Below are 12,005 nucleotides of genomic sequence, written 5' to 3' on the forward strand. Positions count from 1 at the left end.
CCCGACTACACCGCGCCGTGGCTCTCGACATAGAGTGCGTAGAGCGAATGGCAGCTCGCCATATAGAGGCGATTTCCCTTCGGACCGCCAAAGCAGAGATTGGCGCAGCGCTCCGGCAGGCGGATGAAGGCGAGCGGCTTGCCGGCCGGGCTGAACACCGTCACGCCGTCGAGGTCCTCCGGCTTGCCGCGCAGGCCATAGACCTTGCGCCCGCCGACATCTGTCGGCTCGGCATTGAGAGCGCCATTGCTGCCATAGCCGCACCAGAGATTGCCGTCGCGGTCGACCCGGAAGCCGTCGAGCGCGCCGAAATCGGCGGCGTCGATCAGCTTGGTCTTGTTCGACACCGCCCCTTGCGCGTCGATGTCGTAGCTCCAGATGCTGCGGTTCGGCGTGCCGCGCCACTCGACGACATAAAGCTTCTTCTCGTCGGGCGAGAAGGCCAAGCCGTTCGGGTTGACCAGATCGGTAATCACGGCGGTAAGCTTACCGTCTGGGGCGAGGCGGTAGACGTTCGTCGTCGCCTGCTCGGGCTTGGCGCGCGAGCCCTCCCATTCGCCGTTGATGCCGAATAGCGGGTCGGTGAACCAGATCGTGTCGTCCGATCTGACGACGATGTCGTTGGGCGCGTTGAGGCGCTTGCCCTCGAACTTGTCGGCCAGCACCGTGATCCGGCCGTCCTCCTCGGTCCGGGTGATGCGCCGCGTCACCGAATGCTCGCAGGTCACGAGCCGGCCCTGCCGGTCGCGGGTGTTGCCGTTGGCGTAGTTGGCGTTCTCGCGGAAGACGGTGAAGCTGTTCTTCACCTCGTCATATTTCATGATCCGGTTGTTCGGGATGTCGCTGACGAGGACGTAGCGCCCCTCGGGGAAGTAGACCGGCCCCTCGGCCCAGCGCATGCCGGTCCCGACCTGCTCCACCGTGCTCGAATAGATCCGGTACTTGGCGAAGCTCGGATCGAGGATCTCGACGGCGGGATCGGGATAGCGCTGGTTCGGCGTGAACGGAAAACTCTGCCCGAACGCGGAGCCGGCGAATGCGGAGCCGGCCACGGCCGCAAGGCCACCGCCGACAAGATGACGACGCGATGTCTCGATCATTGCTTCCTCCTCCCTGCTTGTGTCGTTGTCGGCGTCATGCGCCGGCGCAGCGCGAAAACTGTCGCGATACGCCAGCTTGCGGGCAGCCTCCTTGCGCGGCAGCGAGCCAACTCCTCTTCAGGACCAGCTCGGGCGCCACTTCGCGAATTCGGCCTTGGTCTCGGCATCGGCCGGGTAGAGCCCGAAGATGCCGCGGCCCTCGCGGACCCTGGCCTCGACGAAATCCTCATAGGCCGTCTGCTCATAGGCCTCCTCCGCGACCTCGTTGGCGAGGTGGGCGGGGATGACGCAGACGCCCTCGCCATCGCCGACGACGATGTCGCCGGGATAGACCGGGACATCGCCGCAGCCGATCGGCGCGTTGATGTCGAGCGCATGGTGCCGGATCAGGTTGGTCGGCGCGCTCGGGCGGTTGTGATAGGCCGGGAAGCCGAGCGCCGCGATCTCGGGGCTGTCGCGGAAGCCGCCATCGGTGACGACGCCGGCGACGCCGCGCTGCATCAGCCGCGTCACCAGGATGCAGCCGGCGGACGCCGCGGACGGGTCCTTGCGGCTGTCGATCACCATGACATGGCCGGGCGGGCAGGTCTCGACCGCGACGCGCTGCGGATGCTGCGTGCCGGCGAAGACGGCGAGATGATCGAGATCCTCGCGCGCCGGGATATAGCGCAGGGTGAAGGCCTCCCCGACCATGCGGGACGGGGGATTCAGCGGGCGCACATCCTGGATGAAGGCGTTGCGGAAGCCGCGCTTGAACAGCGCCGTGGTCAAGGTCGCGGTCGAGACCCGCTTCAGCTTCTCGCGGTTCTCGGGCGTCAGGACAGTCGTTGTCATTTTTTTGAAAAGCCTCCGGAGACCGTACGAGGATTTCGTCAGCGTGAGTCGGCTGACGCGGCTGTTGAGAACCGGAGCGGAGCGTACTCGAGTACGTGAGCACCGGAAGCGCAGACAGCCGCGTCAGACGGCCGCGATGGCGGAATGATCGTGCGATCGATCACTCGATCCTGACATTCGCCTTCTGCGCCACCTCGGCCCAGCGCTTGGTCTCGCTGGCGATGTGGGCGGTGAACTGCGCCTGCGTCGAACCGACCGGGTCGACCCCGAGCTTCTTCAGCTGTTCGATCACCGCCGGCTCGCGCATGATCGCCTGCGTCTCGGTCGAGAGCTTGGCGACGATCTCCGGCGGCACCTTCGCCGGCGCGAAGAAGCCGTGCCAGGAGCTGGCGTCATAGCCCGGAATGAACTCGGCCACGGCCGGCAGGTCGGGCGCGACCGCGAGCCGCTTCGGCGTCGCCGTGGCGAGCGCGCGGATCTTGCCGGCCTCGACATGCGGCCAGGCGATGGTGATGTTGTCGAAGCTGAGCTGGATCTGGCCGGAGAGCAGGTCCTGCGTCACCTGCCCGCTCGAGCGATAGGGCACATGCGCCATGTCGGTCCCGGTCGCGACCTTGAACAGCTCGGCCGCCATATGGGTCGAGGTGCCGGCACCGGACGAGCCGAACGAGTATTTGCCGGGGTTCTTCTTCAAGAGCTCGATCAGCTCCGGCACGGTCTTCGCCGGCAGATCGATATTGACCATCAGGATGTTCGGTACGCTCGCCAGCTGCGAGATCGGCGCGAAATCCTTGATGTGGTCATAGGGCATCTTGGCATAGACGCCGGGGTTGATGGCGTGGCTCGATACCGTGCCCAGCGTCAGCGTGTAGCCGTCGGGCTCGGACCGGGCGACGGCCGCGGCCCCGGTATTGCCGCCGGCGCCGGCGCGGTTCTCGACGATGAACTTGCCGCCGAGCCTGGCGCCGAGCCGGTCGGCCAGGATGCGCCCGAGCAAGTCGGTGGTCCCGCCGGCGGCGAAGGGCACCACGATGGTGACCACCTTGCCGCTTGGATAGCCGGGCTGCGCCAGGGCTGGCGCCGCGATCAGGCTGGCTGCGCCGGCAAGCACGCCGCGGCGTGTGATCCTCGTCATTTCTCGTCTCCCCTGCTCGTTTCCGTAGCGCCGCCGGCGCGGTTCAGCCCGCGCCTTTCCCGGCCGCCTTGCCTTTCCATAGCATGGGTTTTCAGATTTGAAATCTGAAATTTCAGACTTGATACCGCTTGCGCTTTGTGATGAGTGGTGAGGAATGGTGCTGCCCGGCCGGGCTTGCAGGAGGATTCGGCCGGCTGCCAGCCGGAGCCCCCGATGTCAGAACCGCTCGCGATCGAACCCGTCTCGCCCCATCTGCTGCGTTCGCTGCGCGAGCATGCGCATGAGCGCTTGCGCCGGGCGATCGTCGCCGGGAACTTCCGCGATGGCGAGCGGCTGAACGAGCGCCATCTCGCCGATCTGCTCGGCGTCTCGACCACCCCGGTGAAGGACGCGATCCGCAAGCTCGAAAGCGAGGGGCTGGTCCGCACCGAGGCGCGCCGCGGCGTCTTCGTCGAGTTCTCGGCAAGGCAGGCGCTGGAAATGGCGCTCGGCCGCGCCGCGCTCGAAAGCGTCATGGCCCATATCGCCGCCAACCGGATCACCGCCGAAGAGGTCACCGAGATATCGCGCCTGATCGACGACATGGCCCATGCCACCGATCACAGCGAGCTCGAGGACCTCGTCATCCTGAACGAGACCTATCACGGCGCGATCCACCGCATCTCGGGCTGCTCCTATCTCGAGCGCCGGCTCGACGGCCAGCGCATGTACGACCATGCCCAGCGCATCGCGCTGCTCGCCGAGCCCGCCGAACGGCGCCAGGGCTTCATCGAGCATCAGGGCATTTTCACCGCTCTCAAGGCGCATGATCCGGCGCTGGCCGAGCAGAGGATGCGGAGCCACATCGTGCGCTCCGCGAAGAGCCATGTGCGCCAGGTCTTCGGCGCCGACGCGGAAGGACTGGCCTATGACGAATGATAGCGGGCGCCAGGAGAAGGTGCGTCAGGAGACGGTGCGTAAAGCCCTGCGCGGCATCTCGGGGGTGCATGTCACCGCCTGGGCGGCCGATGGCGAGGCCGACTGGAAGGTGACGGCCGAGATCGTCGCCCGCATCGCCGCCGCCGGCATCCACAACATCGTCTCGGCCGGCAACACCGGCGAGTTCTACCCGATGACGACCGATGAAGTGGTGCGCAGCCATGCGGTCGCGGCCGAGGCCGTCGCCGGCAAGGCGCTGGTCACCGCCGGCATCGGCCGCTCCCTGCGCGAGGCGATTTCGACCGGCAAGCTTGCCGCGAAGGCGGGCTGCGACGCGGTGATGGTGCATCACCCGCTCGACCCCTTCGCCGCGCCGCAATCCCAGGCCGACTACATCCTCGCCATCGCCGAGGCGCTGGAAATCCCGCTCGTGGCCTATATCCGCTCCGACGCGATCGGCGTGAAGGATCTCGCCCGCGTCGCTACCCATCCGAACGTCGCCGGCGTCAAGTTCGCCTCGTCCAACATGATGCTGCTCGCCGAATGCGTCCGCGCCACGCAAGGCAGCAGCGCCAACTGGATCTGCGGCCTCGCCGAGGGCTGGGCCGCGCCCTTCCATGCGCTCGGCGCGCGCGGCTTCACATCGGGGCTGGTCAATGTCGCGCCCGAGCGCTCGCTCGCCATCTGGCGGGCGCTCGAGGCCAACGACTACGAGCTGGCTCGCCGCCTCGTCGACGAGATCGCCGGCTTCGAGACCCTGCGGACGAAATACGGCAACGGCGCCAATGTCACCGTGGTCAAGGAGGCGCTCGGCCTGCTCGGCACGAAGGTCGGCCCGGTGCGCCTGCCCGGCCTGCCCGAGTTGAACGAGGACGAGCGCGCCGAGTTGCGCCGCATCGTCGGGAGTTGGGGCGGACAGCGCGCGGCCGCGGAGTAAACGAGCGTCATTCTCGGGCGGAGCCTAGCGGAGACCCGAGAATCTCAGGACCAGAATGCTCCCGATTCCGAGATGGTCGGGTCAAGCCCGACCATGACGCGCAACGCGTCAGGCACCCGACTTAGAACAGTAAGACTTCAAGGAAACGCCCCATGTCCCACCCCCGCAAGACGCCCGAGACATTGCGCAGCCGGCGCTGGTTCGGCGCCAGCGACCTGCGCTCCTTCGGGCACCGTTCGCGGGCGCTGCAGATGGGGCTGAACCATGACGAGTTCATGGGCAAGCCGGTGATCGGCATCCTCAACACCTGGTCCGAGATCAACCCCTGCCACACCCATCTGCGCGACCGCGCCGAGGCGGTGAAGCGCGCGGTCTGGGCGGCGGGCGGCTTCCCAGTCGAGATCCCGGTGATGTCGGCCTCGGAGCAGTACCAGAAGCCGACGACCATGCTCTATCGCAACTTCCTGGCGATGGAGGCGGAGGAATCGATCCGCTCCCACCCCCTCGATGGCGCCGTGCTGCTCGGCGGCTGCGACAAGTCCACACCCGCTTTGATCATGGGCGCCTGCAGCGCCGGCCTGCCCTTCATCTTCGTGCCGGCCGGCCCGATGCTGCGCGGCAACTGGGCCGGCAAGGTGCTGGGCTCGGGCGCCGATGTCTGGAAATACTGGGCCGAGAAGGAGGCCGGCAACATCACTGACGGCCAGTGGCGCGAGATGGAGAGCGGCATCGCCCGTTCGCACGGCACCTGCATGGTGATGGGCACGGCCGCGACGATGATGAGCCATGCCGAGGTGCTGGGCCTGACCCTGCCCGGCGCCTCCGCCATCCCCGCCGCCGACGCCGCCCATCCGCGCATGGCCGCGGCCTCCGGCAAGCGCATCGTCGAGATGGTCTGGGAGGATCTGACGCCGGGCCGCATCCTGACCCGCAAGAGCTTCGAGAATGCGCTGACCGTGCACATGGCCGTGGCCGGCTCGACCAATGCGATCATCCATCTCGTCGCCATGGCCGGGCGCGCCGGCGTGCCGCTGACGCCGGACGATTTCGACGAGTTCTCGCGCAAGGTGCCGGTGATCGCCAATCTGCGGCCCTCCGGCGAATTCCTGATGGAGGATTTCTTCTATGCCGGCGGGCTCCCGGCGCTGCTGAAGCAGCTCGAGAGCAAGCTCCACACCGACGCCATGACCGTGACCGGCAAGCCGCTCTCGGAGACCATCGCGCTCGCCCAGGTCTATGACGACAACGTCATCCGCCCGCTCGACAAGGCCGTCTCCACCGCCAATGGGCTGGCGGTGCTCAAGGGCAACCTCGCCCCCGATGGCTGCGTCATCAAGCCCTCGGCCGCCGAGCCGCGCCTGCTCAAGCATAGCGGCCCGGCGCTGGTCTTCGAGGATTACGACGCGATGATGCGCGCCGTGAACGACGAGAGCCTCGAGGTCACCGCCGACCATGTCATGGTGCTGAAGAATTGCGGCCCGGTCGGCGGTCCCGGCATGCCGGAATGGGGCATGCTGCCGATCCCGAAAAAGCTGCTGAAGCAGGGCGTGCGCGACATGCTGCGGCTGTCGGACGCCCGCATGTCCGGCACCAGCTATGGCGCCTGCGTGCTCCATATCGCGCCGGAAGCCTATGTCAGGGGCCCGCTCGCGGCGGTGCGAACCGGCGACATCATCAGCGTCGACGTCGAGGCCCGCAGCATCTCCGTGAACCTGTCCGACGCCGAGATCGCCGAGCGCCTCGCGAGTTGGTCTCCGCCCGCCCGCGACTACCCCCGTGGCTACGGCAAGATGTCGGCAGCCCATATCCAGCAAGCCGACAAGGGCTGCGATTTCGACTATCTCACCGGCACTGAGCGGATCGCCGAGCCGGAGATTCATTGACGGAGGCGAGCCTCCGCCGTCATTGCGACGAGCGTTAGCGACGAAGCAATCCAGAAGGGCTCGCTCGACGGCCCTGGATTGTTTCCTCGGCTGCCCTCCTCGCAATGACGGCATGGTTCCGTAGGCGCTCGGCATGCCCTACGGTCGGCCCGCAAGGGGCGACGGGGCACGATGACGAATTCCAAGCCAGACGACGTAGCCCGCTTCGACCCGGCGATCGCCTATGAGATGGCGACCAATTCGCAGATCGAGCAGGAGCGCTGGGTCTTCGCCATGTGCAATGGCAGGCGGGACGGCCGCTTCGCCGAGATCGGCGCCTTCGACGGCTTCCTGCACAGCAACAGCTATTTCCTCGAGAGCGAGCATGGCTGGAAGGGAATCTGCGTCGAGCCGAACCCGGCCCTGTTCGCCAAATTGCAGCAGAATCGCAGCGCCATCTGCCTGGAGCGGGCGGTCTATCGCGAGAGCGGCCAGATCCTCTCCTTCGTCGCCTCGCAGGAAATCGGCACGCTCGCCGAATATGCCGACGCCGACGCCTATGGGCCGGACCGGGCCGCGGCGATCGCGGCCGGCGGGCTGATCCAGGTCGAGACCGTGACCTTCGCCGAGCTCGCCGGCATGGGCGATTTCGCGGAGACCGGCTTCGACTATGTCTCCCTCGACACCGAAGGCTCGGAGCTCGATATCCTGCGCACCATCGACCTCGAGCGCCATCGCATCGCCCTGTTCACGATCGAGCATAATTTCGTCGAGCCCAGGCGCGAGGAGATGCGCGTGCTGCTGGACGAGCGCGGCTATGACCGGATCAATATCGGCTTCGACGACTGGTATTGGCACGAGGCCATCCTGGCGGAGCGCAATCATGGCGTAATCGTCGACCATGCCGCGATCAATCGCCATTTCAAGGCCATCCTCAGGGACTAGCCGGCGACGAAGCGCTTACTTCCGGCTTTGCCGACGACAACATCGATCCCGGTTGGGCCGATATGGTTGACGGGATTTGGCAAGTCTGGAAGAAGCACGCCCACGAACCGGCTTCTCGCCGGTCTTGCCGCAATCCCGGGGTGCAATGTGACTTCGCAAACTGCGCAGCGATTTATCGAGCGCGTCAACGACCGCTCGGTCGTCATCGGCATTGTCGGCCTCGGCTATGTCGGCATCCCGCTGGCGCTCGCGGCGCTGCGCCAGGGCATCAAGGTCATCGGCTTCGACATCGACCAGAAGCGCGTCGACGATCTCAATGCCGGCAAGAGCGCCATCAAGCACATCCCGATGGATCTGATCATCGAGAGTGCGAAGACCGGGCGCTTCGTCGCGACCACCGATTTCGACCGCATGGCCGAGCCCGACGCGCTGCTGATCGCGGTGCCGACGCCGCTGACCAAATACCGCGAGCCCGACCTGTCCTATGTCGTCAAGACGACGGAGGCGATCGCCAAGCGCCTGCGCAAGGACCAACTCGTCGTCCTCGAATCGACGACCTATCCCGGCACCACCGACGAGGTCATGCGCCCGATCCTGGAGAAGGCGACGGGCTTGAAGAGCGGCGAGGAGTTCTTCCTCGCCTTCTCGCCGGAGCGCGAGGACCCCGGAAATCCCGATTTCGGCACCTCGACCATCCCGAAGGTCGTCGGCGGCGACGGTGCCGATTCGCTCGCCATGTCGCTGGCGCTCTACGGCGCCCTCGTCGTCAAGGCCGTGCCGGTCTCCTCGACCGCGACCGCGGAAGCGGTGAAACTGACCGAGAACATCTTCCGCGCCGTCAACATCGCGCTCGTCAACGAGCTGAAGACGGTCTACGCCGCGATGGGCATCGACGTCTGGGAGGTGATCGACGCCGCCAAGACCAAGCCCTTCGGTTTCATGCCGTTCTATCCGGGCCCGGGCCTCGGCGGCCACTGCATCCCGATCGACCCGTTCTACCTGACCTGGAAGGCGCGCGAATACGACGTCGCCACGCGCTTCATCGAGCTCGCCGGCGAGATCAACACCCGCATGCCCTATCAGGTCGTCGACCAGCTCGCCGAGCTGCTCGATTCCAAGGGCCACAAGAATCTGAGCGACGCGAAGATCCTGATCCTCGGCATCGCCTACAAGAAGAACATCGACGACATGCGCGAGAGCCCCTCGCTCAAGCTGATCGAGCTGATCGAGAAGCGCGGCGCCCATGTCGAGTTCCACGACCCCTTCATCCCGGTGATCCCGCCGACCCGCGAGCATGCCGAGCTCACCGGCCGCAAGAGCGCGCCGATCGGCAAGGAAGCGCTCGCCGGCTACGATGCGGTGCTGATCGCGACCGACCATGACGATGTCGACTACGGTTTCATCGCCGCCAATTCCAAGCTCGTGGTCGACACCCGCAACGCCTGCGCCCGGAACGGCGTCGTCGCAGCGAATGTCTTCAAGGCCTGATCGCCGACGGCGGTCGACGTCGGAACGAGCACGACAGACGGATCGAGAACAGCATCATGACAAGCTTCGCCCTGATCGGCGCCGCCGGCTACATCGCCCCCCGCCATATGCAGGCCATCAAGGCGGTCGGCGGCGATCTGAAGGTGGCTTACGATCCCAACGACTCGGTCGGCATCATCGACAGCCATTTCCCGCAGGCGCATTTCTTCACCGAGTTCGAGCGCTTCGACCGGCATGTCGACAAGCTGCGCCGGCGCGGCGAGCACATCGACTACGTCAGCGTCTGTTCGCCGAACTATCTCCACGACGCCCATATCCGCTTCGGACTGCGCTCCGGCTCGAACGTGATCTGCGAGAAGCCGCTGGTGCTCAACCCGTGGAACATCGACGGCCTGGCCGAGATCGAGCAGCACACCGGCAACAAGATCAACACGATCCTGCAGCTGCGCCTGCATCCGGCGATCCAGGCGCTCAAGGAGCGCATCGCCCAGTCGAACGAGCGCCATGCGGTCGACCTGACCTACATCACCTCGCGCGGCCGCTGGTACCATGCCTCCTGGAAGGGCGACGAGGCGAAATCGGGCGGCGTCGCCACCAATATCGGCGTGCATTTCTTCGACATGCTGGCCTATGTCTTCGGCCCGCTGAAGTCGCAGACCGCGAGCCTGCGCGAGCCCGAGCGCGCCGGCGGCCTGCTCTCCTACGAGAAGGCCGACGTGCGCTGGTTCCTCTCGGTCGATTCCAACGACCTGCCCGAGAGCGTCAAGGGCAAGAAGACCACCTATCGCTCGATCACCCTCGATGGCGAGGAAGTCGAGTTCTCGGAAGGCTTCACCGATCTGCACACCCGCAGCTACCAGGAGATCCTGGCCGTCAAGGGCTATGGCCTCGAGGATGTGCGCTTCTGCGTCGAGGTCGTCTCGCAGTTCCGTCACCTGCCGATCGTCGCCAATGGCGAGCGCCACCCCTTCGTCGACAAGTACCTGAAGGCCTGAAGCCGATGGCCGCGGCTTCCGAGATGCGCGACGATCCGCGGTTCCCCGGCGCGAAGATCCATGAGAGCGCCTATGTCGACGAGGGCGTGACGATCGGCGCCGGCTCCAAGATCTGGCACTTCGTCCATGTCCTCGGCGAGACCGTGATCGGCAAGGACTGCGTGCTCGGCCAGAACGTCATGGTCGGCCCGCGCGTCACCGTCGGCGATGGCTGCAAGGTCCAGAACAACGTCGCCCTCTATGACGGCGTCGAACTCGAGGACGGCGTCTTCTGCGGGCCGTCCTGCGTCTTCACCAACGTCAACAACCCGCGCGCCTTCCTGAACCGCAAGTCCGAGTTCCGCCGCACCCTGGTCAAGAAGGGCGCCAGCATCGGCGCCAACGCCACCATCGTCTGCGGAAACACGCTCGGCGCCTATTGCTTCATCGCCGCTGGCGCGGTGGTGGCGAAGGATGTGCCCGATTTTGCCCTGATGGCCGGCGTCCCGGCCCGCCGCATCGGCTGGATGAGCCATGACGGAGCCAAGCTCGGCCCCGATCTCACCTGCCCCGAAACCGGCCGCCGCTACCGCGAGACCGGGCCCGATATTCTCGAGGAGATCGTCTGATGAGCGAACGTCCCGTGATCGAGTTCATCGACCTCAAGGCCCAGCGCCAGCACATTGGCAAGGCGATGGACGACGCCATCCTCAAGGTCGTCCATGATGGCAACTACATCCTCGGCGAACAGGTCCAGCAGTTCGAGGCCGGTCTCGCCGCCTTCTGCGGCGCCAAGCACGCCATCGGCGTCGCCAACGGCACCGACGCGCTGATCCTCGTTCTGGAGGCCCTCGGCATCGGCCCGGGTGACGCGGTGATCTGCCCGAGCTTCACCTTCGCGGCGACCGCCGAGGTCGTCGCCTGGATGGGCGCCACCCCGGTCTTCGCCGAGATCGACGAAGCCACCTACAATATCGACCCCAAGGCCCTCGCCGCCGCGCTCGACACCGCAAGGAAGCACGAGCTCAGGCCGCGCGCGCTGATCACGGTCGACCTCTTCGGCCAAAGCTGCGACTACGAGCCGATCGAGGCCTTCTGCAAGCAGAACGAGCTCGTCCTGATCTCCGATTCGGCGCAGGGCTATGGAGCGAACTACAAGGGCCGGGTCGCCGGCGCGATCGGCGATTTCGCCACCACCAGCTTCTTTCCGGCCAAGCCGCTCGGCTGCTATGGCGATGGCGGTGCGATCCTCACCGACAGCGACGAGCACGCGGACCTGCTGCGTTCGCTGCGCTTCCACGGCAAGGGCTCCTACAAATACGACAATGTCCGCGTCGGCGTGAATTCGCGGCTCGACACCATCCAGGCCGCAGTGCTGATCGAGAAGCTCAAGGTCTATGCCGAGGAGCTTGAGAAGCGTCAGCTCGTGGCGCAGCGCTACACGCAGGCGCTGAAGGACCTGGTGGTCACACCCTATGTCATGCCGGATTGCGTCTCGACCTGGGCGCAGTACACGATCCGCGTCGATGCCGACCGCCGCGATGCCTTCCAGGCGGCGCTGAAGGCCAAGGGCGTGCCGACGACCGTCTACTATCCCAAGCCCCTGCACCAGCAGACCGCCTACAAGCACTTCCCCGTCGCCGGCAACGGCCTGCCGATCTCGGAGCGCGTTGCGCAGGAGGTCGTCGCGCTGCCGATGCACCCCTATCTCGATGTCGCGACGCAGGACTACATCATCGAGGCGGTGCGCGAGGCGCTGAAGCGCGAGGCCTCGGCCGCGTGACGGCAAAGCGGCGCCTGGTCTACCTGTCG

The 12,005-nt window shown here is 66.2% G+C and carries 11 protein-coding genes; 8 read left to right on the forward strand and 3 right to left on the reverse strand.

From position 1 onward, the window contains the following. Window positions 1-5: 5 nt before the first annotated feature. The 3 genes from V6M56_RS17945 to V6M56_RS17955 form a co-directional block, all read right to left on the reverse strand. Window positions 6-1,100 carry an SMP-30/gluconolactonase/LRE family protein gene (locus V6M56_RS17945; RefSeq protein WP_442881179.1) on the reverse strand — a complete coding sequence of 365 codons (1,095 nt, stop codon included), beginning with the start codon at window positions 1,098-1,100 and terminating at the stop codon, window positions 6-8. A 117-nt stretch (window positions 1,101-1,217) separates the two neighbouring features. Next, a complete protein-coding gene (locus V6M56_RS17950; protein ID WP_332685525.1) occupies window positions 1,218-1,934 on the reverse strand; it encodes a ribonuclease activity regulator RraA in 717 nt (238 codons plus the stop codon). A gap of 160 nt (window positions 1,935-2,094) precedes the next feature. Continuing rightward, entirely contained in the window at window positions 2,095-3,069 is a 975-nt protein-coding gene (locus tag V6M56_RS17955; RefSeq protein ID WP_332685526.1) for a Bug family tripartite tricarboxylate transporter substrate binding protein, read from the reverse strand. Window positions 3,070-3,282: 213 nt separating this feature from the next. On the opposite strand from V6M56_RS17955, the gene V6M56_RS17960 reads away from it, so the two are divergent. The 8 genes from V6M56_RS17960 to V6M56_RS17995 all read left to right on the forward strand — a co-directional run bounded on the left by V6M56_RS17960 (window position 3,283) and on the right by V6M56_RS17995 (window position 11,976). Beyond that, entirely contained in the window at window positions 3,283-3,987 is a 705-nt protein-coding gene (locus V6M56_RS17960) for a GntR family transcriptional regulator (protein WP_332685527.1), read from the forward strand. Continuing rightward, window positions 3,977-4,924 (forward strand): dihydrodipicolinate synthase family protein, encoded by a 948-nt coding sequence (locus V6M56_RS17965; RefSeq protein ID WP_332685528.1) that lies wholly within the window; start codon window positions 3,977-3,979, stop codon window positions 4,922-4,924. The genes V6M56_RS17960 and V6M56_RS17965 overlap by 11 nt, the downstream gene beginning before the upstream one ends. Window positions 4,925-5,076: 152 nt before the next feature. Continuing rightward, entirely contained in the window at window positions 5,077-6,807 is a 1,731-nt protein-coding gene (gene araD, locus V6M56_RS17970) for an L-arabinonate dehydratase (protein WP_332685529.1), read from the forward strand. 171 nt (window positions 6,808-6,978) lie between these two features. After that, window positions 6,979-7,731, forward strand: a complete 753-nt coding sequence (locus V6M56_RS17975) for an FkbM family methyltransferase (protein ID WP_332685530.1) — start codon at window positions 6,979-6,981, stop codon at window positions 7,729-7,731. Between the two features lie 147 nt (window positions 7,732-7,878). Next, on the forward strand, window positions 7,879-9,219 hold the full coding sequence (locus V6M56_RS17980) for a nucleotide sugar dehydrogenase (RefSeq protein ID WP_332685531.1): 1,341 nt from the start codon (window positions 7,879-7,881) through the stop codon (window positions 9,217-9,219). A 56-nt stretch (window positions 9,220-9,275) separates the two neighbouring features. Next, window positions 9,276-10,214 (forward strand): Gfo/Idh/MocA family oxidoreductase, encoded by a 939-nt coding sequence (locus V6M56_RS17985; RefSeq protein WP_332685532.1) that lies wholly within the window; start codon window positions 9,276-9,278, stop codon window positions 10,212-10,214. Between the two features lie 5 nt (window positions 10,215-10,219). Beyond that, entirely contained in the window at window positions 10,220-10,822 is a 603-nt protein-coding gene (locus tag V6M56_RS17990) for an acyltransferase (RefSeq protein WP_442880615.1), read from the forward strand. Next, window positions 10,822-11,976, forward strand: a complete 1,155-nt coding sequence (locus V6M56_RS17995) for a DegT/DnrJ/EryC1/StrS family aminotransferase (RefSeq protein WP_332685533.1) — start codon at window positions 10,822-10,824, stop codon at window positions 11,974-11,976. The genes V6M56_RS17990 and V6M56_RS17995 overlap by 1 nt, the downstream gene beginning before the upstream one ends. The last annotated feature ends 29 nt before the right edge of the window (window positions 11,977-12,005 follow it).

The sequence above is a fragment of the Allobosea sp. genome (assembly GCF_036675845.1).
GTDB lineage: Bacteria > Pseudomonadota > Alphaproteobacteria > Rhizobiales > Beijerinckiaceae > Allobosea.

Excerpts from the sequence above, each read along its gene's own strand:
- V6M56_RS17965 (WP_332685528.1), top strand. The coding sequence starts at position 3,977 with ATGACGAATGATAGCGGGCGCCAGGAGAAGGTGCGTCAGGAGACGGTG.
- V6M56_RS17990 (WP_442880615.1), top strand. The coding sequence starts at position 10,220 with ATGGCCGCGGCTTCCGAGATGCGCGACGATCCGCGGTTCCCCGGCGCG.
- V6M56_RS17995 (WP_332685533.1), top strand. The coding sequence starts at position 10,822 with ATGAGCGAACGTCCCGTGATCGAGTTCATCGACCTCAAGGCCCAGCGC.
- V6M56_RS17985 (WP_332685532.1), top strand. The coding sequence starts at position 9,276 with ATGACAAGCTTCGCCCTGATCGGCGCCGCCGGCTACATCGCCCCCCGC.
- araD (WP_332685529.1), top strand. The coding sequence starts at position 5,077 with ATGTCCCACCCCCGCAAGACGCCCGAGACATTGCGCAGCCGGCGCTGG.
- V6M56_RS17960 (WP_332685527.1), top strand. The coding sequence starts at position 3,283 with ATGTCAGAACCGCTCGCGATCGAACCCGTCTCGCCCCATCTGCTGCGT.
- V6M56_RS17945 (WP_442881179.1), bottom strand. The coding sequence starts at position 1,100 with ATGATCGAGACATCGCGTCGTCATCTTGTCGGCGGTGGCCTTGCGGCC.
- V6M56_RS17950 (WP_332685525.1), bottom strand. The coding sequence starts at position 1,934 with ATGACAACGACTGTCCTGACGCCCGAGAACCGCGAGAAGCTGAAGCGG.
- V6M56_RS17955 (WP_332685526.1), bottom strand. The coding sequence starts at position 3,069 with ATGACGAGGATCACACGCCGCGGCGTGCTTGCCGGCGCAGCCAGCCTG.
- V6M56_RS17975 (WP_332685530.1), top strand. The coding sequence starts at position 6,979 with ATGACGAATTCCAAGCCAGACGACGTAGCCCGCTTCGACCCGGCGATC.